This window comes from Clostridium sp. DFI.5.61 (genome assembly GCF_024462915.1).
Lineage (GTDB): Bacteria > Bacillota > Clostridia > Oscillospirales > Oscillospiraceae > Lawsonibacter > Lawsonibacter asaccharolyticus.
On sequence record NZ_JANGBZ010000036.1, the window covers coordinates 1 to 22,499 of the forward strand.

23 protein-coding genes are annotated in these 22,499 nt (G+C 61.8%); 18 read left to right on the top strand and 5 right to left on the bottom strand.

Annotated elements, in window-relative coordinates:
- Positions 1-66: 66 nt before the first annotated feature.
- Positions 67-1,311, bottom strand: coding sequence for a dicarboxylate/amino acid:cation symporter (locus NE584_RS13970; protein ID WP_050623088.1), 1,245 nt, complete (start codon positions 1,309-1,311; stop codon positions 67-69).
- Positions 1,312-1,608: 297 nt separating this feature from the next.
- On the opposite strand from NE584_RS13970, the gene NE584_RS13975 reads away from it, so the two are divergent.
- From NE584_RS13975 to NE584_RS14020, 10 genes are all read left to right on the top strand, one after another.
- Positions 1,609-2,415, top strand: a complete 807-nt coding sequence (locus NE584_RS13975; protein WP_050623087.1) for a ParB/RepB/Spo0J family partition protein — start codon at positions 1,609-1,611, stop codon at positions 2,413-2,415.
- Between the two features lie 279 nt (positions 2,416-2,694).
- Complete coding sequence (locus tag NE584_RS13980) at positions 2,695-3,468, top strand: ParA family protein (RefSeq protein ID WP_050623086.1); 774 nt, start codon at positions 2,695-2,697, stop codon at positions 3,466-3,468.
- A gap of 91 nt (positions 3,469-3,559) precedes the next feature.
- A complete protein-coding gene (locus NE584_RS13985) occupies positions 3,560-4,453 on the top strand; it encodes a ParB/RepB/Spo0J family partition protein (protein WP_050623085.1) in 894 nt (297 codons plus the stop codon).
- Positions 4,446-5,036, top strand: coding sequence for a hypothetical protein (locus NE584_RS13990; RefSeq protein WP_050623084.1), 591 nt, complete (start codon positions 4,446-4,448; stop codon positions 5,034-5,036). The genes NE584_RS13985 and NE584_RS13990 overlap by 8 nt, the downstream gene beginning before the upstream one ends.
- A 127-nt stretch (positions 5,037-5,163) precedes the next feature.
- Complete coding sequence (gene serS / locus NE584_RS13995) at positions 5,164-6,465, top strand: serine--tRNA ligase (RefSeq protein ID WP_256183054.1); 1,302 nt, start codon at positions 5,164-5,166, stop codon at positions 6,463-6,465.
- A 317-nt stretch (positions 6,466-6,782) separates the two neighbouring features.
- On the top strand, positions 6,783-7,175 hold the full coding sequence (gene mscL, locus NE584_RS14000) for a large conductance mechanosensitive channel protein MscL (RefSeq protein ID WP_256183055.1): 393 nt from the start codon (positions 6,783-6,785) through the stop codon (positions 7,173-7,175).
- Positions 7,175-7,549, top strand: a complete 375-nt coding sequence (locus tag NE584_RS14005) for a hypothetical protein (protein ID WP_108980250.1) — start codon at positions 7,175-7,177, stop codon at positions 7,547-7,549. The genes mscL and NE584_RS14005 overlap by 1 nt, the downstream gene beginning before the upstream one ends.
- Positions 7,550-7,567: 18 nt before the next feature.
- Positions 7,568-8,281, top strand: coding sequence for a 16S rRNA (guanine(527)-N(7))-methyltransferase RsmG (gene rsmG, locus NE584_RS14010; RefSeq protein WP_256183056.1), 714 nt, complete (start codon positions 7,568-7,570; stop codon positions 8,279-8,281).
- 169 nt (positions 8,282-8,450) lie between these two features.
- On the top strand, positions 8,451-9,185 hold the full coding sequence (gene minD / locus NE584_RS14015) for a septum site-determining protein MinD (RefSeq protein WP_050623079.1): 735 nt from the start codon (positions 8,451-8,453) through the stop codon (positions 9,183-9,185).
- A gap of 40 nt (positions 9,186-9,225) precedes the next feature.
- Complete coding sequence (locus NE584_RS14020) at positions 9,226-9,642, top strand: methylglyoxal synthase (RefSeq protein WP_050623078.1); 417 nt, start codon at positions 9,226-9,228, stop codon at positions 9,640-9,642.
- 273 nt (positions 9,643-9,915) lie between these two features.
- On the opposite strand, the gene NE584_RS14025 is transcribed toward NE584_RS14020, so the two are convergent.
- Complete coding sequence (locus NE584_RS14025; RefSeq protein WP_108980248.1) at positions 9,916-10,200, bottom strand: hypothetical protein; 285 nt, start codon at positions 10,198-10,200, stop codon at positions 9,916-9,918.
- A gap of 87 nt (positions 10,201-10,287) precedes the next feature.
- Here NE584_RS14025 and NE584_RS14030 point away from each other — a divergent pair, with 87 nt between their 5' ends.
- The 6 genes from NE584_RS14030 (at position 10,288) to aspS (ending at position 15,624) form a co-directional block, all read left to right on the top strand.
- Complete coding sequence (locus NE584_RS14030; protein ID WP_108980247.1) at positions 10,288-10,509, top strand: helix-turn-helix domain-containing protein; 222 nt, start codon at positions 10,288-10,290, stop codon at positions 10,507-10,509.
- Positions 10,510-10,565: 56 nt separating this feature from the next.
- A complete protein-coding gene (gene hisS / locus NE584_RS14035; RefSeq protein ID WP_256183057.1) occupies positions 10,566-11,924 on the top strand; it encodes a histidine--tRNA ligase in 1,359 nt (452 codons plus the stop codon).
- 118 nt (positions 11,925-12,042) lie between these two features.
- Positions 12,043-12,534 (top strand): hypothetical protein, encoded by a 492-nt coding sequence (locus NE584_RS14040; RefSeq protein WP_256183058.1) that lies wholly within the window; start codon positions 12,043-12,045, stop codon positions 12,532-12,534.
- A 191-nt stretch (positions 12,535-12,725) separates the two neighbouring features.
- The gene (locus tag NE584_RS14045; RefSeq protein ID WP_108980245.1) at positions 12,726-13,205 is read left to right on the top strand and encodes a hypothetical protein; all 480 of its coding nucleotides are present in this window, start codon (positions 12,726-12,728) and stop codon (positions 13,203-13,205) included.
- Between the two features lie 51 nt (positions 13,206-13,256).
- Positions 13,257-13,757 (top strand): hypothetical protein, encoded by a 501-nt coding sequence (locus tag NE584_RS14050; RefSeq protein ID WP_108980244.1) that lies wholly within the window; start codon positions 13,257-13,259, stop codon positions 13,755-13,757.
- Positions 13,758-13,824: 67 nt separating this feature from the next.
- On the top strand, positions 13,825-15,624 hold the full coding sequence (gene aspS, locus NE584_RS14055) for an aspartate--tRNA ligase (protein ID WP_256183059.1): 1,800 nt from the start codon (positions 13,825-13,827) through the stop codon (positions 15,622-15,624).
- A gap of 211 nt (positions 15,625-15,835) precedes the next feature.
- Here aspS and NE584_RS14060 read toward each other — a convergent pair whose 3' ends face one another.
- Both NE584_RS14060 and NE584_RS14065 read right to left on the bottom strand, forming a co-directional pair.
- Positions 15,836-16,720 carry a YitT family protein gene (locus NE584_RS14060; protein WP_050623029.1) on the bottom strand — a complete coding sequence of 295 codons (885 nt, stop codon included), beginning with the start codon at positions 16,718-16,720 and terminating at the stop codon, positions 15,836-15,838.
- A gap of 193 nt (positions 16,721-16,913) precedes the next feature.
- Positions 16,914-18,521 (bottom strand): CTP synthase, encoded by a 1,608-nt coding sequence (locus NE584_RS14065; protein ID WP_256183060.1) that lies wholly within the window; start codon positions 18,519-18,521, stop codon positions 16,914-16,916.
- A gap of 337 nt (positions 18,522-18,858) precedes the next feature.
- Here NE584_RS14065 and NE584_RS14070 point away from each other — a divergent pair, with 337 nt between their 5' ends.
- Together NE584_RS14070 and NE584_RS14075 are read left to right on the top strand one after the other, a co-directional pair.
- Positions 18,859-19,287: a sigma-70 family RNA polymerase sigma factor gene (locus tag NE584_RS14070; RefSeq protein WP_256183061.1), complete on the top strand. Its 429-nt coding sequence runs from the start codon at positions 18,859-18,861 to the stop codon at positions 19,285-19,287.
- The gene (locus NE584_RS14075; RefSeq protein WP_256183062.1) at positions 19,284-20,699 is read left to right on the top strand and encodes a DUF4179 domain-containing protein; all 1,416 of its coding nucleotides are present in this window, start codon (positions 19,284-19,286) and stop codon (positions 20,697-20,699) included. The genes NE584_RS14070 and NE584_RS14075 overlap by 4 nt, the downstream gene beginning before the upstream one ends.
- 129 nt (positions 20,700-20,828) lie before the next feature.
- On the opposite strand, the gene NE584_RS14080 is transcribed toward NE584_RS14075, so the two are convergent.
- Positions 20,829-22,316 carry a DUF1846 domain-containing protein gene (locus tag NE584_RS14080; RefSeq protein ID WP_077138685.1) on the bottom strand — a complete coding sequence of 496 codons (1,488 nt, stop codon included), beginning with the start codon at positions 22,314-22,316 and terminating at the stop codon, positions 20,829-20,831.
- Positions 22,317-22,499 lie beyond the last annotated feature (183 nt).

The window sequence follows — 22,499 nt, forward strand, 5'->3', positions numbered from 1 at the left end:
CCCCCCCCCCCCCCCCCCCCCCCCCCCCCCCCCCCCCCCCCCCCCCCCCCGCTCTCTGTTCTTTGATCAGCCCAAAACACTCTTGGTGCGGGCCACCTTGCGGTCCTCCATCTTGGAGACCACCACTGCGCAGGCCGCATCGCCCGTGATGTTGATGGTGGTGCGGCCCATGTCAAAGATCCGGTCGATGCCGGCCACCAGCGCGATGCCCTCCACCGGGATATTTACGCTCTGGAGCACCATGGCCAGCATCACCATGCCGGCGCCGGGGACGCCCGCAGTGCCGATAGAAGCCAAGGTGGCGGTGAGCACGATGGTGGCCATCTGGCCGATGGTCAGGTCGATCCCATAGCAGGATGCGATGAAAACGGCGCACACCCCCTGGTAGATGGCAGTTCCGTCCATGTTGATGGTGGCGCCCAGGGGCAGCACGAAGGAGGCGACCTCCTTCCGGGCCCCCAGCCGCTCGGAGCACTCCAGGGTGAAGGGCAGGGTGCCCACCGAGGATGCGGAGGAGAAGGCCATCATCATGGCAGGGGCCATCCCCTTAAAGAAGGCGATGGGGGATACGCCGCCCAGGGCCTTCACCGTGCTGGAGTACACCACCACGGCGTGGACGATATAGCCCACATAGGCCACCGCCAGCACCGCCACCAGCTGAGCCAGGATCTTGGGCCCGTTTTCCACGATCACCGGGCAGATCAGGCAGGCTACGCCGATGGGCGAGAGCTTGATGATCAGGTCCATGATCTTCATGGACACCTCATTGAAGCTGTCCACCACCTGGGCGGCCACCAACCCCTTTTCCCCCGCCAGCAGGATGCCGAAGCCCACTAGGAGAGAGATGACGATGACCTGGAGCATGGAGGCATTGGCCAGCGGCGTGATGGGGTTGGAGGGGAAGATGTCGATGATGGTCTGCATCAGCGACTGGCCCGCCGGGGGTTCATAGGCCAGGCCGGAGGTCTCCATGGCCGCAAAGATGTGCATCCCCTTGGCCGCGCTGGCCAGCACCAGGGCCAACACCACGGCAAAAGCGGTGGTGCACATGTAATACACGATCGTCTTGCCTCCCACCGAGCCCACCCGGCCGATGTCCTGCATAGAGATGACACCGGAGGCGATAGAAAACAGCACGATGGGCACCACGATGAATTTCAGCAGGTTCAGGAAGATCGTGCCCCAGGGCAGAATGTAGTTTTTCGCGATGTCCAGTCCGTTGGGCACCATCATCAGGGCCAGGCCCACTGCGATGCCGACCACCAGCCCGATGAAAATCCAAAATGCAAGGGGAAGTTTCTTCTTGTTCATTGACAGCTCTCCTTTCCGTCCATGCAGCCCTTTCCTCACTTTGGGCCGCATCTGTTTACAGCTCCCTCTCTGACTGCTCTCTTTCAGTATATATGATATGGAGGAAACTTACAAGGTCTTTCTTTCCTTTTTCTCCCCCTGCAATTTCCCGGGCCAAGCCCTTCTTTTTTCAACTTTTCCACTGGATTTTCCACAACTGCGACAGAATCCAACTTTCTTTTTATTTTTTTATGGTAAAATATGGATATCAAGACGAGCTGTTTTATAACAGCGGAAGGATCAAAGGGGGTATCCAGAATGCAGCTGCTGCGAAAGAAGGGATTGCTGGACAGTCCCCGGGTGCTGTTCCTCCCTGTAGACGCCATCTCACCCAATCCCAATCAGCCCCGCCGGGTTTTTGGCACCCAGGAACTGGAGGAGCTGGCTGGTTCCATCCAGGCTCTGGGGCTGCTCCAGCCCCTGACTGTGCGCCGTCGGGCAGACGGCTGGGAGCTGGTAGCCGGGGAACGGCGGCTCCGGGCCGCCAAGCTGGCAGGACTGGAAGAGGTCCCCTGCATCTCTCTCCAGATCGACGACCAGCGCTCCTCCCTGCTGGCTCTGGTAGAGAACTTGCAGCGCAAGGACCTGGACTTCTGGGAGGAGGCCCTGGCCCTGGACCGGTTGATCTCTGTCTACCATCTCTCCCAGGAGGAGGCTGCCCGGCGCATCGGCAAGAGCCAGTCCGCCGTGGCCAACAAGCTGCGCCTGCTGAAGCTGCCGGAGGACACTCTCCGGGCCCTGCGGGACGGCGGCTGCACTGAGCGCCATGCCCGGGCCCTGCTTCGGCTGGAGGACCCCAGCCTGCGCCAGAAGGCCCTGGAGCAGATCCTGTCCCGGCAGCTCACCGTGGCCCAGACAGACGCCTTGGTAGATCAGCTTCTCTCCCCTCCTCCCCGCACCAGAACCAAACGCACCTTTGTGGTGAAGGATGTCCGCCTTTTTCTTAACACTCTGACTCGGAGCATGGCCCTAATGCGGTCTGCAGGGGTGGATGCCCGCTGTGACCGCCAGGATAAGGATGGAGAGATCCTGCTCACCATCCGTATTCCCCAGGCCATTCGGTAAAAATGTTTCACGTGAAACATTCTCTTTTCCTATCTCCCCTTTCCTCCCCATCGCCTGCCGAAGCCAGATCGCCTGGAGGCAGGCCCGGTCTCGGCTCTCTCCCTCTGTCTGCACCTCTCCCCTTGCGGCGGGCCGCCCCTGTGCGGTCCGCCGCCTTTTCTCGCTACCAGGCCGGAAAAACGGGAAAAAGAGTTGAAATGCGTTCCCTCGGTTGATATAATAAAGCTCTGCGGAAGTCTGCTGTACACCCGTCCGCCATTTCGACTCAGGAGGCGCCCCATGGCCAAGATCATCGCTATCGTCAATCAAAAGGGAGGCGTGGGCAAGACCACTACCACCGTCAACCTCACCGCCGCCCTGGCCGCGCTGGGAAAGCGGGTACTGCTGTGCGACTTCGACCCCCAAGCCAACGCCACCTCCGGTATGGGAGTGGACAAGAACACCGCCTCCCCAAATGTCTACGACGTGCTCATCAATGGGGCCGATCCCCGCCGCGGCGTAGTCACTACCCACTACGGGGACGTGCTTCCCTCCAACAAGGCGCTGGCCGGAGCGGGCGTGGAGATGATCGCCCTGCCGGACCGGGAGCATCTGCTCCGAAAGGCCCTAGAGGTCCTCTCTCCCGGCTACGACTTCATCTTTGTGGACTGCCCCCCCTCTCTGGAGCTGCTGACAGTGAACGCCCTGTGCGCCGCCGACTCCCTGCTGGTCCCGGTCCAGTGTGAGTACTACGCCCTGGAGGGGCTGAGCGATCTGCTCTCTACCGTCCGCTTGGTCAAACGCTCACTGAATCCCCGGCTGGTGTTAGAGGGCGTGCTGCTCACCATGTTTGACAGCCGCACCAATCTCTCTCTTCAAGTGGCGGAGGAAGTTAAACGTCACTTTCCCGGTCAGGTCTACGCCACGGTCATCCCCCGCAATGTGCGCTTATCCGAGGCCCCCAGCCACGGGAAGCCCGTCACCGCCTACGACCCCTACTCCCGGGGGGCGGAGGCCTACCGGCTGCTGGCGGAGGAGATCGCAGCCAAGCACCCCACGGCGGCCCCTGTCTGAGTTCTCCCCCGCTTTTTCGCCGGGGCCGTAAGTCTGGCCCCGACGGCTGAATTTTGATCTCCACTGTTATTTTTATAAGGAAGGAGCTACTATGGCAAAGCGAACCAAAGAGCTGGGCCTGGGCCGGGGGCTGAACGCCCTGCTGGGCGACCCGGACCTGCAAGCGCAGGGAGAGGGCTCCGTCTCCCTCCCCATTTCCCAGGTACAGCCCGGCCTGAATCAGCCCCGGAAGCGCTTTGACCAGGATGCCCTGGCCGATCTGGCAGAGTCTATCCGGGTCCACGGCATCATCCAGCCGCTGACAGTGCGCCGTCTGTCCTCCGGCTACTACCAGATCATCGCCGGTGAGCGCCGCTGGCGGGCCGCCAAGCTGGCCGGCCTGGCGGAGGTGCCGGCAGTCATCATCGAGGCGGATGACCGCAAAGTGATGGAGCTGGGCCTGATCGAGAACCTCCAGCGAGAGGACCTGAACCCGGCCGAAGAGGCCCGGGGCTATCAGGTGCTGATGGAGGAATACGGCCTCACCCAGGAACAGGTGGCGGATCGGATGGGAAAATCCCGGCCTGCCATCACCAATACCCTGCGGCTGCTGGCCCTCCCGGAGGACCTCTTGAAGCTGGTGGAGGAGGAACAGCTCTCCGCCGGCCACGCCCGTGCCCTGCTGGGCGCCCCCACGGCGGAGCTCCAGCGGCAGGCCGCCAAGAAGGTCATTGCTGACGGGCTCTCCGTCCGCCAGACGGAGGCACTGGTCAAGGCCCTCCAGCGGGAAAAGAAGGCCCCGCCTAAGCAGGCGGGGGACAGTCTGGCCCTCTACCTCGGGGAGGCGGAAAAGAATCTCTCCGGCCGGTTGGGCCGGAAGGTCCACATCGCCCACCGAGGCAAAAAAGGCAGGATCGAGTTGGAATACTACAACAGCCAGGATCTGGAGCTTCTGCTGGAGGCTCTGGAGCGGCTGAACGCCGGGGAGGTGCAGGGCCATGGCTGATCCCCAGAAGCCGGCGCAGAACGCCCCCCAGGCAGGCGGTCCTCCCAAGGAGGAGCGTCCTGGCCAGCAGCGGCGGCGCAGGCAGTCGGTGGTGCTCTACATCACTATCCTCTTTGCAGCGGCCTTTGCCCTGCTGCTGATGACCTACGCCATGGACCAGCGCCGCAGCAATGAGACGCTGGGGGACCTGACCTCCTCAGTCTCTGATCTGAAGGACTCCCTCTCCGGGATGCAGACCGCCCAGAGCGCCCTGGAGGAGAACGGCGCCCTGAAAAATGAGATCCAAGACCTCCAGGAACAGATCGACACCCTGCTGGGGACCATCGACAGCCTGACCGCCGCCGGGGAGCAGCAGGGACAGGTCCTGGAGCGCACCAAGGAGGCCATGGACTACTTCTGGCAGATCGATGAGGCCTATGTGCGGGGCCGCTACTCCCTCTGCCGTGATCTGATCGCGGTACTGGAGGACACCTCCTCCGGAGAGGCCCCCCTGAAGAGCTATCTTCCCCAGGAGAGCTACACCGATAACGGCCGCTTCTCCCCTGCTGACCGGTATCAGGAGATCTGGGACGCCCTGTACTGACCGGCTTTAGGCCGGATGGCAGGACATCTCCGCCGGCCAGGTTTCACGTGAAACATTTTTATTTTCGCCCAATTTCCCCACAGGAGCTCATCCCATTCTGTTAAGATAAAAAAGGAGTGCGATCCCCATGCTGGATATCAAATTTATTCGTGAAAACCCCGATGCAGTGCGGGAAAACATCAAGAAAAAGTTTCAGGATGCCAAACTGCCCCTGGTGGACCAGGTACTGGCATTGGACGAGGAGAACCGGGCCGCTGTCAGCGAAGCCAATGAGCTGAGAGCCAACCGGAACGCCCTGTCCAAGCAGGTAGGTATGCTGATGGGCCAGGCCAAAAAGGACCCCTCCAAGCTGGAGGAGGCCGAGGCCGTCAAGGCCCAGGTCAAGGCCAACGCCGACCGGCTGGCTGAGCTGGAGACCAAAGAGACTGAACTGGCGCAGCAGATCCGTCACATCATGCTACAGATCCCCAATATCATTGATCCCTCCGTCCCCATCGGCCCTGACGACAGCTGCAATGTGGAAGTCCAGCGCTTCGGTGAGCCTGTGGTCCCTGACTTTGAGATCCCCTACCACACCCAGATCATGGAGTCCTTCAACGGCATCGACATGGACGCTGCCGGCCGGGTCTCCGGCAACGGCTTCTACTACCTCATGGGGGATATTGCCCGGCTCCATGAAGCGGTGCTGGCCTATGCGCGAGACTTTATGATCAACAAGGGCTTCACCTTCTGTATTCCCCCCTTCATGATCCACGGCAACGTGGTGGAGGGCGTCATGTCCCAGACCGAGATGGACGCCATGATGTACAAGATCGAGGGCGAGGACCTCTATCTTATCGGCACCAGCGAGCACTCCATGATCGGCAAATTCATCGACCAGATCATCCCCGAGGAGTCCCTGCCCCAGACCCTTACCTCCTACTCCCCCTGCTTCCGCAAGGAGAAGGGGGCCCACGGCATCGAGGAGCGGGGCGTCTACCGCATCCACCAGTTTGAGAAGCAGGAAATGGTGGTGGTGTGCAAGCCGGAGGACTCCATGAAGTGGTACGAGCAGATGTGGCGCTACTCGGTAGAGCTGTTCCGCTCCCTGGATATCCCGGTCCGCCAGCTGGAGTGCTGCTCCGGCGACCTGGCTGACCTGAAGGTAAAGTCCTGTGACATCGAGGCCTGGTCCCCCCGCCAGCAGAAGTATTTTGAGGTCTGCTCCTGCTCCAACCTGGGCGATGCTCAGGCCCGCCGCCTGAAGATGCGGGTCAAGGGGGAGAAGGGCACCTACCTGCCCCACACCCTGAACAACACTGTGGTCGCCCCGCCCCGGATGCTCATTGCTTTCCTGGAGAATAACCTCCAGGCGGACGGCACTGTGAAGATCCCCGCCGTCCTCCAGCCCTACATGGGCGGCACCCAGATGCTGACCCCCAAGCAGTGACCCCAGCTCTTCTCTCCGGCTATATCGCGTGTCCGTGCCCCAATGGGGCCGATGACTGCCTTTAAAATTTCGTTTTGTAATTTTTTTAAGGAATATAACGATTTGTTTTACCCGTCTCCAGCGGACAGCGCATCCCCGCCCCTGGCTTTGGATCATTTTCGCCCCTGGAAATCGCTCCAGAACGGTCTGCACCCGGAAACCCTTGCGCCGCAAGGGTTTCCGGGTGCAAAGAGGCAGAGGCTTTCCCCCTCTCCCCCGCCCTCTCCGGCTGCTCCCTATCTCAGAGCCTCAAGAAATAGAAAGGAAGCTTTTTGCTTATGAGAGCCTTCATCCAAGAGTTCAAGTCCTTTATCGCCCGGGGCAATGTGATGGACCTGGCCGTAGGCGTCATCATCGGCGGCGCCTTCAGCAACATCACCACCTCCCTGGTCAACGATATTCTCAACCCCATTCTGGGCATCATCGCCGGAAACAACACCGCCCTGGCCGCCATGGCCGTAGAACTGCCCGGGGGCGGTGCCCTGATGGTCGGCAATTTCATCAACGCCATCTTGAACTTTCTCATCATGGCCTTTGCGGTGTTCTGCCTCGTGAAAGCCCTCAACCGCCTCCACCGGAAAAAGGAGGAGACCCCCGCACCTCCCCCGGCGCCCTCCCAGGAAGAGCTGCTGCTCACAGAGATCCGGGACCTGCTGAAAGAGAGGACCTGATGGAAGAAAAAAAGATCCCCCCGCAGGAGGAGCAAGACGCCCCAGCACCCTATACCCCCGCCTCCCCGGTGAAGCGGACCATGGCCTGGATCGGTGTGGTCTATATGGTGATCCTGGTGGCCATGATGACCTATTACTACTTTACCGGCTCCATGCTGGTGAACATGGCCCCTCTCCTGGCCGTCCCCGGCCTGATCGGCCTGGGTATCCTGGCTTTGGTCAGCTGGCGCACCACCGGCCGCCCCGGCAAATGGCCCGCCATCGCCCTGGCTGCGGTGTGCTTCCTGGCGGCGCTGGCCACCCTCCCCCTGGGCATCGTGGGCCTGCTGTCCAATTTCAGCCTGGTGGGCGTCTTCGTCACCGGGGCGCCCTGATTTTTGGAGGAACGAGCCATGCGTGACATCATTGCCGCCGGTCTGGCGGATCTGGGCCTGCTGGACCGGGTGCCGGAGCAGGCCCCCAGCCAGCTGGCGGAATACGGCCATCTCCTGCTGGAGAAGAACCAGGTGATGAACCTGACTGCTATCACCGACCCGGTAAAGGTGGCCCAGCTCCATATGCTGGACTGCGCTGCCCTGCTCACCTGCGCCGACTTTGAGAACAGGGCCCTCCTGGACGTGGGCACCGGGGCCGGCTTTCCGGGTCTGCCCCTGAAGATCCTGGTCCCCTCCCTCCAGGTCACTCTGCTGGACAGTTTGAACAAGCGGGTGGACTGGCTGGCTCAGGTCAGCGCCCAGCTCTCCCTCACCGGCATCCGGGTCATCCATGCCCGTGCGGAGGAGCAGGCTCTGGAGAAGGGCTTCCGGGACAGCTTTGATCTGGTCACTGCCCGGGCGGTGGCCGAGCTCCGCCTGCTGTGTGAGCTGTGCCTGCCCTATGTCAAGGTAGGGGGCGCTTTTCTGGCCATGAAGTCGGTGGACTGCGGCCGGGAGCTGGAGGAGGCCGCCCACTGCATCAAGCTGCTGGGTGCCCGTCTGGAGGAGTGCCGGGACTACACCATTCCCGGCACCGACGTCATTCACCGTCTGGTAGTCCTGCGGAAGGTGGCCCCAACCCTGAAGGGCTATCCCCGGCGGTGGGCCAAGATCCAGAAAGCCCCGCTGTGAGACCGGAGCGATGTCTCCGCCAGCCCCCCAGGATCGATACCCTCAGTGTACAGAGGGTAGGGCTTTACCTGGATTTTCGGCTCCATTTTTCAAAATTTCTCATAAACCCATTGACGTGGGTGGGATTTGTGATACACTTAAAATGGTGTGATGGGAGGTCTGCGCACACATGGGAACCGCAATTGTCGTCACCTCCGGGAAGGGCGGCACCGGAAAAACCTCCATTACCGGGGGTGTGGCCGGCAGTCTGGCCCGCCTGGGGCACAGCGTGCTGTGCATCGACATGGACATCGGCCTGCGCAACCTGGACATCTCCCTGGGCCTCAGCGACCGGGCCCTGATGGACTTCTCCGATGTGGCGGAGGGACGCTGCCCTCTGGTCCGCGCGGCGGTGAACCACCCCGATCTGCCGGGTCTGGCCCTGCTCACCGCGCCCATGACCCTCTCCCCTGCCCTGACGGAGGAGGCTGTCCGCCGCATGCTGGATACCGCCCGATCCCTGTATGACTATGTCCTCATCGACTCCCCCGCGGGCCTGGGCGCCGGCTTCCGGATGGCCTGCTGCGGGGCCGACCGGGCCATCGTCGTCTCCACCAACGACGCTTCTTCCCTTCGGGACGCCCAGCGCACCGTGGGTGAGCTGGACTTTCTGCGGCAGATTCATCTGGTGATGAACCGCATCCAGCCCAAGCTGCTGCGTCAGCTGCGCACCACCATTGACGACGCCATGGACACCGCCGGCCTGCCACTGCTGGGCGTAGTGCCGGAGGACCCCCAGGTGATGCTGTCCGCCAACCTGGGGCGGCCCTTGATCCTGGGCGGACGGCAGGGGGCGGCCAACGCCTGCCTGAACATTGCCAAGCGTCTGGAGGGGCGCCGGGTCCCTATCATGCGGATCCGCTGAACTCCCTTCCGGCATCTGTATAAAGGAGGTTTGCCACACCATGAACATCGCACTGATGAGCCACGACCATAAGAAGGAACTGATGGTCCAATTCTGCACTGCTTACTGCGGCGTCCTGTCCAAGCACACCGTATGCGCCACCAACACCACCGGCCGCATGGTCGCGGAGGCCACCGGTCTTCCTGTCAATCTGTTCCTGTCCCACGCCCACGGCGGCATCGAGCAGATCGGTCAGCGCATCATCTACAACGAGATCGACATGGTGCTGTTCTTCAACGACCCCCGCTCCGGAGAGCTGGACGACAGCGTGCTGTCCATCTCCAAGCTGTGTGACCAGCACTCCGTCCCCATGGCCACCAACGTGGCCACCGCTGAGCTGCTGATCCACGGTCTGGCCCGGGGAGACTTGGACTGGCGCGAGGTGATGAACCCCAACCGCATCCCCTTCGCCATCTGAGGGAGACGTTCTCCCCATTCCCCCGGCCCGCCCCCGCGCGGGCTGCGGACAGCGTCCACCGCCAAGACGGCGCATGAGTATCCGGGACACCGCCGGACAGAGAGAGGTCCCTCGGCTGAAAGGACCTTACGGAGACGGCCCCGGAGAAGACAGCGCCACCAGCGGGCCCGGAGACGGGCGCGGTCCCCCTGCCGCAACACAGGGTCAAAGGGGCGTGTCCGCACGCCTGAATTTGGGTGGCACCACGAAGTGTTTGAAACGCTCTCGTCCCAATCACAGGGGACGGGAGCGCGTTTTTGTCCCCCGCTCCCCTTCCCCGCCGGAGAGGAGGTCCAGCATCAGCAGGGCCCCCAGGCGGAAGCCCCGGAGGAAGCATTCCTCCCGGCCAGCGGCCCCCGCTGACAGCGCCGCGTCCCAGATGTCCTCCGCCTCCTGGGGCGGGAAACGCTGGCAGAGCCGGTCAAAATAGGGCTCACCGGCCTCACCGGCTGCGGTCTCCTCCGGCGTGGCCCAGGGCGGGACAAAGGCTTCATACAGTTTTTCATATATCTGCTCCATTATGTCAACCCCCTAAAAGTAGCATTTTAAACTACTTTTAGTATGGTGGTTTCATTTGCTACTGTCAAGCAAAAATTGGGAGGAACTATGGCCAATTTCGCAGAGCGGATCCGAGCCCTCCGCAAAGAAAAAGGACTCTCTCAGGAAGAGGTCGGCAGCGTCATCGGGCTGAAAAAATATGCGGTCTACTCCTATGAAAAGGGCCGGGCCTGTCCCGATATGCGGGGCCTCATCGCCTTGGCGGACTACTTCAACGTCTCCATGGACTACCTGGCCGGCCGCACCGACAACCCCGACATCAACCGCTGACCCTGCACCCTGATCTGTTGTTTGACTCCCCAACCATTCCAAAAAGGAGAATCGATATGGCAAACGTACAACCCCGCACCCTGTCCGGCTTTATGGAGCTGCTCCCCGCCCGGCAGGTCCAGTTCGACCGGATGGTCTCCATCCTGCGGGAGACCTACTCCCTCTACGGCTTCACCCCCCTGGACACCCCCCTCATCGAGGCCAGCGAGGTCCTGCTGGCCAAGGGCGGCGGCGAGACGGAGAAGCAGATCTACCGCTTTCTCAAGGGAGACACCGACCTGTCCCTCCGCTTTGACCTCACCGTCCCCCTGGCCAAGTATGTGGCGCTGAACTACGGCCAGCTCACCTTCCCCTTCCGTCGCTTCCAGATCGGCAAGGTCTACCGGGGGGAGCGGGCCCAGCGGGGCCGCTTCCGGGAGTTCTATCAGGCGGACATCGACGTCATCGGAGACGGCGCCCTGGACATCAGCAACGAGGCGGAGATCCCCTCCATCATCTATCGGGCCTTCACCGCCCTGGGGCTGAAGCGCTTCCAGATCCGGGTGAACAACCGGAAGATCCTCAACGGCTTTTACGCCATGCTGGGTCTTTCCCAGCAGTCCGGCGAGATCATGCGCACGGTGGACAAGCTGGACAAGATCGGCCCGGACAAGGTGGCCGAGCTGCTGGTGCAGTCCGGCCTCTCTCCGGAGCAGGCCCGGGAGATCCTCAGCTTTACCTCCATCACCGGCACCAACGAGGAGGTCCTGACCGCCCTGGAGGGCTACCGGGGCCGGAACGAGGTCTTTGACCTGGGCCTGGATGAGCTGAACGCGGTGACAAAATATCTGGCTGCCTTCGGCGTGCCTGAGACTCACTTCGCCGTGGACCTGACCATCGCCCGGGGACTGGACTACTACACCGGCACCGTCTATGAGACCACCATGCTGGACCATCCGGAGATCGGCTCCATCTGTTCCGGCGGCCGCTATGACAACTTAGCGGAATATTACACGAATAAACAACTCCCTGGAGTGGGCATTTCCATCGGTTTGACCCGCCTGTTCTTCGTTCTGGAGGACCAGGGCTATCTCAACGACGCCCTGAACACCGCCCCCGCCGACGCCCTTATCCTCCCCATGACCGAGGACCTGTCCCCTGCCATCTCCCTGGCCACCCAGCTGCGCCAGGCAGGCATCCGCACCCAGATCCAGGCGGAGCGGAAGAAGTTCAAGCAGAAGCTCTCCTATGCGGACAAGCTCCGCATCCCCTACGCCGTTATCCTGGGAGAGGACGAGATCCGGGAGGGCCTCGCCGCCGTCAAGGACCTGGCCACCGGGGAGCAGGTGAAGCTTGCTCCCGGCCAGGCTGCCGCCCACATCCTGGCCGGGCTGGACAGGCTGAACCAGGGGACGCCGATCCTGGACAGGGTGTAAGTCCGATTTCCCATCCACGCTTTGGCTGTGCAGGAGCCGATATCCCCACCAGGCCGTCCCACGCCGTATAGATGGAATTCCCGGGCCAGCTGTCTCTGATATAGAAAGAGAAAAGCTCATGAAGAAAAATTCCAAACGCTTTTTACTGCTTTTAATCGTTTGTCTTTTGGTGTGGACGGTATTTCCCCGGCCCTTTGCCTGGATCATTCCTCAGCGGATGGTAAATGTCTCAGGAGAAAGACCGGAAATCTGCGCCGAGACAGAATTCACCGCTTCTCTCAGCTTTGGCATTGACCAAGAAGCCTTGGATGCCTTTTATGATCTCCATAGTGAGATGGAAGGCATCCGGTTCCTGGCCGATCCCCTCACCCTCCTGCCTTTCCTCCACCAGCCCCGGGAGCCGGTCAAAGTGAAAATCGATTACTTCCAGGAGGGCTGTTCTTCCACTGGCGACTGCCAGACCACCCTGCTGTGGGATGGTACAACCCTGTGGGTGAACTGGCTGGGCGGCCACTACCTGGGTTACCGGCCCACCGATCCCGCCGGATTTGAGGCAGCCATCCAACGGCTGGCCCTGGAATACGGCGGAACTGCAATCGTCACCTCGTAGGGACGGCACATCTGGTCCGCCTGTCCTTTCCAGAATAATAAGCCTCTAAAAATTTGACAACACGCAAAGCGGCTTTCCGTTTGACCGCGCGGCTACTATGACCATGTCATCCGCAACCAACAGGACCTTGACGAGACCGCCGGGTACATCCTTGGCAATCCCGCCCGGCGGCTGGAGCGGGAGGGATCCTTGTGAAGAAAAAATTGAGCTTTCGTCTGGTCGTTTTGGTGCTCCTGGCCGTCGGGGTGCTGCACTATTGGGCGGCCCCCACCTTCGACCATGCCTTCCAGTGCAACGGCATAGGTCCGCCCGCAAAACCCGGGGGTTCTTTTAAGGTGCTGCGCGAGGGCACCTATCCCGGCCTCATTGACGCTCCTGTCACCTTTGATGAGGGGCGGACTTACCGTGAGCTGCTGGCCGCCCTCCGGGGGCAGAGGTATCTCCGCCTCCCCGCCCTGCTGGGGGCCCCCGACGGCGGGACCGCCTTCTATACCGCATCCGGCTGTACCCCCGAGTGCATGGCCTACTGGGACGGCACCTTTCTCTGGCTGGCCTCGAACTCCTCTCATTGGCGCCGCTTTCTCCCCCTTCCCCCCGGCCGCCTGGGGGAGAAGCTGGAGCTCATTTTTATGGACGAGCCGGAGGAAAACATTTACTACCCTTCCTCTTAGGCGCAGGTCCTTTGACCCGCCCTGCCGGTAAAAAGCAAGGAGGTGCGCCCCATGAAAAAAAGAGCCCTGCTCTCCCTGGTCTTGATTTTAGCCCTTCTGGCCGCTCTATACCTGTGGTACACCCGGCCCCGGAGCTTTTTGGCGATCACTGGGACCTCAGAGAACGCCGTCTGCTCCGCCGCCCTGCTTCTGTTAGAGTCCTGGGTGGATGACGGCCAAGCAGGACAGGATATCTGGGAGCTTCAGGACCTTTCCCCCGGCACCCCCGCCTTTGATGCCCTCCTTCCCCTCCTGGAGAAAAGCCGCTGGCGGGCCAGTCTGAAAAACCTGTTGGGGCTGGATGCCGGTTCTTTCAGCGGCTTCTCCAGCAGCCTTCAGGGCGTCCTGGGACTGGAGGGGAACGAGGGGGTCTTTTTCACCGCTGTGGACACAGGGCAGCTCCGTCTCTCCCTCCCCAGCTCCCCCCACTCCCTTCTGTTTACCGCCGCTGATGGATCGACCTATCAGGCGCTGGCGGAATATTTGAAGGAGTATGGGACCTTTCGGGAATGACAACAGCCCAAGTTTTTAATACTAATCACTATAATTAGATAAAATAGTACAAAATGGAGTTGATTTTATGGACAATCTGAAAAATTTCCGCCGCACCAACTACTGCGGTGACCTGCGTCTGGGCGACACGGGCAAGACGGTCTCTCTGTGCGGCTGGGTCCAGCGCCAGCGTGACCTGGGCGGTCTGATCTTCGTGGACCTGCGGGACCGTACCGGCCTCGTCCAGCTCTCCTTCGACGACGGCACCGACCAGGCCGTCTTTGAAAAGGCGTCCTCTCTCCGCTCGGAATACGTCATTGCTGCCACCGGCACCGTGCGGGAGCGGGAGTCCAAGACGGACAAGATCGCCACCGGCGCCATCGAGGTATATGTCACCGAGCTGCGCCTGCTGGCCAAGGCGGAGACCCCCCCCTTCGAGATCGTGGAGCACTCCAAGGCCAACGATATGCTGCGCCTGAAGTACCGCTATCTGGACCTGCGCCGCCCCGACATGCAGAAGATGATCGCCACCCGCCACAAGGTTACGAAAATCGCCCGGGACTACTTCGACGAGCAGGGCTTCTACGAGATCGAGACCCCCATGCTCACCAAGTCCACCCCCGAGGGCGCCCGGGACTATCTGGTCCCCTCCCGGGTCCACCCCGGCAAGTTCTACGCCCTGCCCCAGTCCCCTCAGCAGTATAAGCAGCTGCTGATGCTCTCCGGCTTTGACCGCTATATGCAGATTGCCCGCTGCTTCCGGGATGAGGACCTGCGGGCAGACCGCCAGCCCGAGTTCACCCAGATCGACCTGGAGATGTCCTTTGTCAACGAGGACGACGTGATGGACATACAGGAGGGCTTTCTGAAGCGGGTGTTCAAAGAGGTGCTGGATGTGGACGTCCAGACCCCCTTCCTCCGCCTGCCCTGGCGGGAGGCTATGGACCGCTTCGGCTCCGACAAGCCGGACATGCGCTTCGGCTTTGAACTGAAGGATATCAGCGACATTGTGAAGGACTGCTCCTTCCAGGTCTTCTCCGCTCCTGTGGCGGCTGGGGGCTCCGTGCGCCTCATCAACGTGGAGGGCGGCGGCGAGCACTTCCCCCGGAAGAAGATCGATAAGCTGGCCGAGTTCGTCAAGACCTACAAGGCCAAGGGGCTGGCCTGGACCCGCCTGCACGGCGGGGAGGTCACCAGCTCCTATCAGAAGTTCCTCACCGAGGAGGAGAACCGGGCCATTCTGGAGCGGGCCGGGGCAAAGGACGGCGACCTGGTCCTCATCGTGGGTGATGCCAAGGACGAGGTGGTCTTTGCCGCCCTGGGCGCCCTGCGGTGTGAGTGCGCCAAGCAGCTGGGCATCCTGGACCCCATGGACTTCAAGTTCCTGTGGGTGACGGAGTTCCCCATGTTCGAGTACAGCGAGGAGGAGGGCCGCTATGTGGCCATGCACCACCCCTTCACCGCGCCTATGGACGAGGACTTCGACAAGCTGGAGACCGACAAGAAAAACTGTCGGGCCAAGGCCTACGACATCGTGCTCAACGGCACTGAGATGGGCGGCGGCTCCATCCGCATCTCCGTCCCTGAGACCCAGGAGGCCATGTTCCGGGCCCTGGGCTTCTCCGACGAGGATGCCATGGAGCGCTTCGGCCACCTCATCAACGCTTTCAAGTTCGGCGCTCCCCCTCACGGCGGCTTGGCCTACGGCCTGGACCGGCTGGTCATGCTCATGGCCGGGGCCGACTCCATCCGGGACGTCATCGCTTTCCCCAAGGTTCAGAACGCCAGCGAGCCCATGACCCAGTGCCCGGACTTCGTGGACGATAAACAGTTGGAGGAGCTCTCCATCAATGTCACCAGAAAAGAAGCGCCCGAAGAGAACGCCTGATCCCACGCCGTTCAGACAGAAATACAGAGGCACCCGCTGAAGCGGGTGCCTGAGACGGTCGAAAAAGTGGCTTTTCCACTTTTTCGAGAAAGCTGCAGTCTGCCGCGCGCGGGTTTTGTCCGCCGCAGGCGGACAAACCCTGCGCACGCGAACTCTGTGAGGCTTATTCCACAAGCTAAAGGCCGCCTACTCCGGGGGGCGGCCCCTTGCTTTAATCCCTGGGGGCCCGGTAGAACCGGCCGGCCACCTGGTCCGTGCGCATCACGTTGACGAAGGCGTGGGGGTCAGTCTGGCGCACCCGGTGGATCAGGGCCCGCACCTGGTTGCCCCCCACCACGGAGTAGAGCATCACCCGCTCCTCACCGTCATAGAGGCCGGTGCCCTGGAACAGCGTGGCGCTGTGGTGGGTGTCCCGGATCTGCTGCCAGACCGCCTGGGCGGTCTCCCGCCGGGTGACGATGAAGAGGGTGGCCCGCCGGCCGCTGGGGTCCAGCAGCTTGATCACCTGGGTGGAGGCAAACTGAAAGAGGATGGAATACAGGGCCTTGTCCCAGCCGAACAGAGCGCCTGAGACGGCCAGCATCACCACGTTGCCCATAAATATATAATTCCAGGCATCCACATCGTACTGCTGGGAGAGGGCGATGGAGATGAAGTCGGTGCCCCCGCTGGTGGCTCTCCCCCGGAGGCACAGGCTGATGGCGAAGCCGTTGATGAGGCCGCCGAAGATGCAGATGAGCAGCACATCGTCGGTAATGGGCATAGGGGGGATCAGATCGGTGAGCAGGCTGGTGCACAGGATGACCACGCAGGAGAACAGGGTGAACCGCTTGCCGATGAGTTTGAAGCTGATGACGGCGGGCACCGCGTTGAGCAGGAAGTTGATGGCGGAGAAGGGGACGGACAGGCCCCAGAACCGCAGCGCCACCCGCTGGATCAGCAGGGTCAGGCCGTTGAAGCCTCCCGGCACCAGGTCCCCGGCCTGGACAAAACTCTTCAGGTTGACGGCCATGATGACAGAGGCCAGCACCATCAGGGCCAGCCGCCCCAGGTCGTCCAGGAGCTGGGATTTGGAGTAAGAGACAGTTTTTTTCATGGCGTGACCTCCTGCGTGTTTCCCGGGGAATGTGCTCCCATTGTATCCGCTCCCGGTCCCTTTGGCAAGGGGGAAGGGCGGAAAAGACCGGGAATGTGGGAAGTATCCGACATCCCCCCTCCCCCGCAGAGAGGGAGCAGCCGCTCCGCATCCCCGGACGGGGAGATGTGGGGTGGAGGGAAATGTGGAAAAATCAGCAGGAGCGGTTCTCCTTGGCGGCGGCGATGAAGGCGCGGAACAGGGGGTGTGCCTTATTGGGCCGGGATTTCAGCTCCGGGTGGAACTGTACCCCCACGAACCAGGGGTGGCCGGGCAGCTCCACGATCTCCACCAGCCGCCCGTCGGGGGACAGGCCGGCCAGCTCCAGCCCCGCCTGGGTCAGGGCATCCCGGTATTCGTTGTTGAACTCGTAGCGGTGACGGTGCCGCTCGGAGATCTCCTCGGCTCCATAGGCCTGATAGGTGCGGGAGCCGCGGCTGACCACTTTGCAGGGGTAGGCCCCCAGGCGCATGGTACCGCCCTTGGCGGTGACCCCCCGCTGGTCGGGCATCAGGTCGATCACCGGATGGGTGGTGGCGGGGTCCAGTTCGCTGGAGTGGGCGTCGGCCCAGCCGCACACGTGACGGGCATACTCCACCACCGCCATCTGCATGCCCAGGCAGATGCCCAGGAAGGGGACCCGGCTCTCCCGGGCCCAGCGCACGGCGGCGATCTTCCCCTCAATGCCCCGGCTGCCGAAGCCTCCAGGGACCAGGACGCCGTCCGCCCCGTCCAGCAGTTCCGCCGTGTTCCCGTCGGTGACGGTCTCCGAGTCCACCCAGCGGATGTTCACCTTCACGTCGTTCTCGATGCCCCCGTGGGTCAGGGCCTCCGCCACCGACAGATAGGCGTCGTGGAGGGCCACATATTTGCCAACCAGGGCGATCTCCACACTGCCCTGTGGATGCTTGGCACGGTGGACCATGGTGGCCCACTCCGTCAGGTCGGGCATGTGGCAGATCAGCCCCAGCCGGCGGACCACCACGTCGGCCAGCCCCTCCCGTTCCAGCATCAGGGGGACCTCGTACAGCACCGGGGCGGTGAGGTTGGGGATGGCGTTCTCCACCGGGATGTTGCAGAACAGGGAGATCTTCTCCAAAATATCCCGGGGCACCGGCGCGTCGCTGCGGCAGATGATGACATCGGGCTGGATGCCCAGGGAGAGCAGCTCTTTGGCGGAGTGCTGGGTGGGCTTGCTCTTCAGCTCCCCGGTGCCGGGGATGGATACGATGAGGGAGACATGGAGAAACATGACGTTGTGGCGTCCCCGCTCGGCGGCTATCTGGCGGATGGACTCCAGGAAGGGCTGGGACTCGATATCGCCCACGGTGCCGCCGATCTCCACAATGGCCACGTCAGTGTCCGGGGTGTCCAGAGAGTAAATGTTCCGCTTGATCTCATTGGTGATGTGGGGGATGATCTGGACCGTGGCTCCCAGATAGTCCCCGGTCCGCTCCCGGTTGAGCACGTTCCAGTAGACCTTCCCCGAGGAGACGGAGGAGTGGACGGTGAGGTTTTCGTCGATAAAGCGCTCATAGTGGCCCAGGTCCAGGTCGGTCTCGGCCCCATCGTCGGTGACGAAGACCTCCCCGTGCTGGTAGGGGCTCATGGTGCCCGGGTCCACGTTCAGGTACGGGTCCAGCTTCTGGACCTTTACCCGCAGGCCCCGCTGCTTCAGCAGGCGGCCCAGAGAGGCCGCCGTGATGCCCTTGCCCAGGCCGGAAACCACGCCGCCGGTGACAAAAATGTACTTCACTGCCATGTTGATCCCTCCATCAAAGTTTGATCCTGTTGAAAAAAATACCGGTTTATTTTATGCTTGTCTGGGGTGCGAGTCAAGAAAAAAATCGGACAGATGGGCGAAAAATGGGTGCGGTCCACAGCCCCGGCGGGGGCGGCCTCTGTGCTCCGGTGGACACGGCGGGCTTTTTGTGGAAAACATCGGAACGCATCGTCCCGGACCTCCTCTCCTCCCCCATATCTCGGGGATCGTTTGGGCAAGATCAGAAAAATGATGCTCGGCAAAAACAGATGTGACAAATGGGCGCTGCCGGGCGTTTTACAGGCAGAGAGAAAAACGAAGGGAAGGGGGACACCCATTGGGTACGCGGGAACTCTTTGAGCGGTATGGAGACGCGGTGTTCCGGCTGGCGTGGAGCTGCACGGGCTCCCGGCAGGACGCGGAGGACGTGACCCAGACCGTCTTTTTGAAGGTGCTGGAGCGCCGGCCGGACCTGGAGCCGGGAAAGGAGCGGGCCTGGCTGTTCCGGGTGGCGGTGAACGAGTGCCGCAGCCTCTGGCGGCGGCTGAAGTTGCGCCGGACCGCGCCCCAGGAGGAGCCGGTCCTGCGGCAGGTGATGGAGCTGAAGGCCGGGGAGCGGGAGATCCTCTATCTCATTTACTACGAGGGCTTCTCCACCCGGGAGACGGCGTCTCTGCTGGGGATCAGCCAGACGGCGGTCACCACCCGCCTCCAGCGGGCCAGAAAGAAGCTGAGGGAACGGCTGGAAGAGGAGGGGCGGCCATGAAACAGGAATATCATCGCGCCTTGGAGCAGATCTGCCTTTCCGAAGAGGCAAGGGCGCGGATCATCAGTGTGCTGGAACAGAAGGAGCGAGGGCTGAAACGGCCTAGGAGGAGAATAGGGAGGCTGATTCTAGTGTGTGCCGTGCTCATCCTGCTCCTTCTGGGGACAGGGGCCGCTGTCGTGTCGCGGGTCGGCGTGCTGGAGCTCTTTTTTCAGGGGGATACCAGCCAGCTGGAACCATTTGTTCAGACGGGGGCGAGTGCGCAGGATAAAAATTATCGTCTGACCCTAGACAGCAGCATCTGTGACGGTGATACCCTGTATGTGGTCATCACCGTGGAGGGGCTGCATGAGCAGGCGGTGGAAAATCTGAAGAACAATCAGGTCGTTGCGGACTGCTATCGGGCGGCCTGGGGCCGAGAGATGCCGGAGAATCTGATGGAGCAGGGGCAGGGAGACATCTCCGTGTTTCAATTCCAGATGGAGGCCGGGAACCATATGTCCAGCTTCGGATTTGAAGAGTTGCCCGCCCCCTCGGAGACCAGCCGCTCCTGGCAGCTCCAGCTCACGCTGACCGGGCTGGAGCATCCTCAGACGGAGCCCATCGGCCTGCGCCTGGGATTCATGGAGGAGAGCTGTGTGCTCCAGATCCCCGTGGACCAGATGCCCCAGGTGGTCCGGGTCTCCATTGCGCGGGAGCTCTCTGTGGACTGGAATGGCGGAGAAGAGGTATTTGTGGACCATGTGGAGATTGGCCCCACACGGTTCACCTATGTAGGAAAATATCCGGATACTGCCTCCTCTCTAGCCCCCTTGGTGTTCTTCCGGATGAAAGACGGCCAGATCCTCACCAGAAAGCAGATGGGACTGGAGCTGGAGATGCGGGATATCCCGGGACCGGCAAATGTATTTGGAAAAGAGCTGGCAGAGATCGTTTATACCTCTCGGTCTGTGATGGACTTGACCGAAATTGCATCTGTGATTCTGGGGACAGCCGAGTTTTCTCTAAATGGAGAACCGCTTGGAGAGGTGCAGATGAAGGAACAGCTGTATCCCTTTTCCATCGAGGTGGGAGAGGGCGGCGCAGAGTACGCGGGCCCCTATGCCGCAAGCATGGAAGAGCTGTGCAAGAAATTGGGAGCTGAATATCAGTGGGATGAAATAAACAAAAGAGCGACGGGAGTGTACCAGGGAATTTCCCTCTCCCTGACGGCCGGAGAATCCCTTGCGCTGGTCAATGGGGAGAGAAAGGAAATAGAGACACGGGTACGGGGAAAAGATGGGGTATTCACACAAGTTCCCATGCCGGCGGTGGAATACCATGGTGGGATCTCCGCGGCCATCCTCTTTTTTGGGGAGGTCTGGGGCTTAGAATTTCAGGTCCTCGATGGGGAAATCATCGTTGTTCCCTAAAGGAGCCGAGACAGCCCAGAGGTCTGCGCATATAAGGACGGTCTCTGGCAGATAGTTTGTTCCATTCTTTTTCTCAAAAAAGGACAAGCGCCCCTGGGAGATCCTTCTCCCGGGGGCGCCTCTTTGCGCTTATCGGTGATAGAGCTTGTTGGTCTGATACTTGGGCTCGCAGGTGAGCTGGATGCCCAGCTTGCGGTAAGTCCCCTCGTCGGCGGGGGATAGGATGACGGAGCAGTGGGCCTGACAGCCCTGAAGATGGGCCAGGGCCTCCAGCGCCCGGGCGGCCTTGGGGTCCAGATTGGCGGAGGCGGCCAGGGCGATGAGCACCTCGTCGCTGTGCAGCCTGGGGTTGTTTGACCCCAGATACTGGACCTTGACAGTCTGGATGGGCTGGATGGCGGACTGGGCGATCAGATGCACGCCATGGCCCCCCAGCCCGGCCAGGGACTTCAGAGCGTTGAGCAGGGCGGCGGCGGAGCAGCCCATCAGCTCGGAGGTCTTGCCGGTGACCATCCTGCCGTCGGGCAGTTGGATGGCCATGGCAGGCTCGCCGGTCTCCTCCTCCAGCCGGTTGGCCTGGTCCACTACGGGGCGGATAGCGGGGGTGATGCCGGCCTGCTGCATCAACAGCTCCAGTTTATAGACCGGGTCGTCCCCTCCCCTGCCCTGCCGGCGGTCGGAGAGCACATCATAGTAGCGCCGGACGATCTCCTGACAGGCAGCCTCCCGGCAGGCACCGTCGTCGGTGATGCAGTTGCCCGCCATGTTCACTCCCATGTCGGTGGGGGACTGATAGGGGCAGCTGCCGGTGATCTTCTCAAAGGTAGCAGCCAGGACGGGAAAGACCTCCACGTCCCGGTTGTAGTTGACGGTGGTCTCGCCGTAGGCCTGGAGATGGAAGGGGTCGATCATGTTCACGTCGTCCAGGTCGGCGGTGGCTGCCTCGTAGGCCAGATTGACCGGGTGCTTCAGGGGGAGGTTCCAGATGGGGAAGGTCTCGAACTTGGCGTAGCCCGCCGTCACCCCCCGGCGGTAGTGGTGATAGAGCTGGCTGAGGCAGGTGGCCATCTTGCCGCTGCCGGGGCCGGGTGCGGTGACCACCACCAGAGGGCGGGAGGTCTCGATATAGTCGTTCTTGCCGTACCCCTCGTCGCTGACGATGTGGGCGATGTTGTGGGGGTAGCCCTGGATGGAGTAGTGGCGGTAGACCCGCACCCCCAGCTTCTCCAGCCGCAGGCGGAAGGAATCGGCGGCGGCCTGCCCGGTGTACTGGGTGACTACCACGCTGCCCACATACAGGCCCTTGGAGCGGAAAGCGTCGATGAGGCGAAGGACGTCGCTGTCATAGGTGATGCCCAGGTCGCCCCGCACCTTGTTCTTCTCGATGTCGCCGGCGTTAATGACGATGATGATCTCGGCCTTGTCCTTCAGCTGCTCCAGCATGCGGATCTTGCTGTCCGGCTGAAAGCCGGGCAGCACCCGGCTGGCATGGAAGTCGTCGAACAGCTTGCCGCCGAACTCCAGATACAGCTTACCGCCGAACTGGTCGATGCGGTCCCGGATGTGCTGGGACTGCATGGTCAAATATTTCTGATTGTCAAACCCTTCCCTGGCCACGACGGCCACTCCCCTCTCACAACACAATACCAATTTATTTTACAAAGGTTTAGGCGGCACGTCAAGGGAGAGGGTAAAGAAAATTGGAGAACTTTGACGGGCGGGACGGAAGATCTTGTCCGCTCCATGTGGATTCCAGGCAGAAGCTGTGGTACAATAGTCAGGCGGCCACAGGCCGGGAAC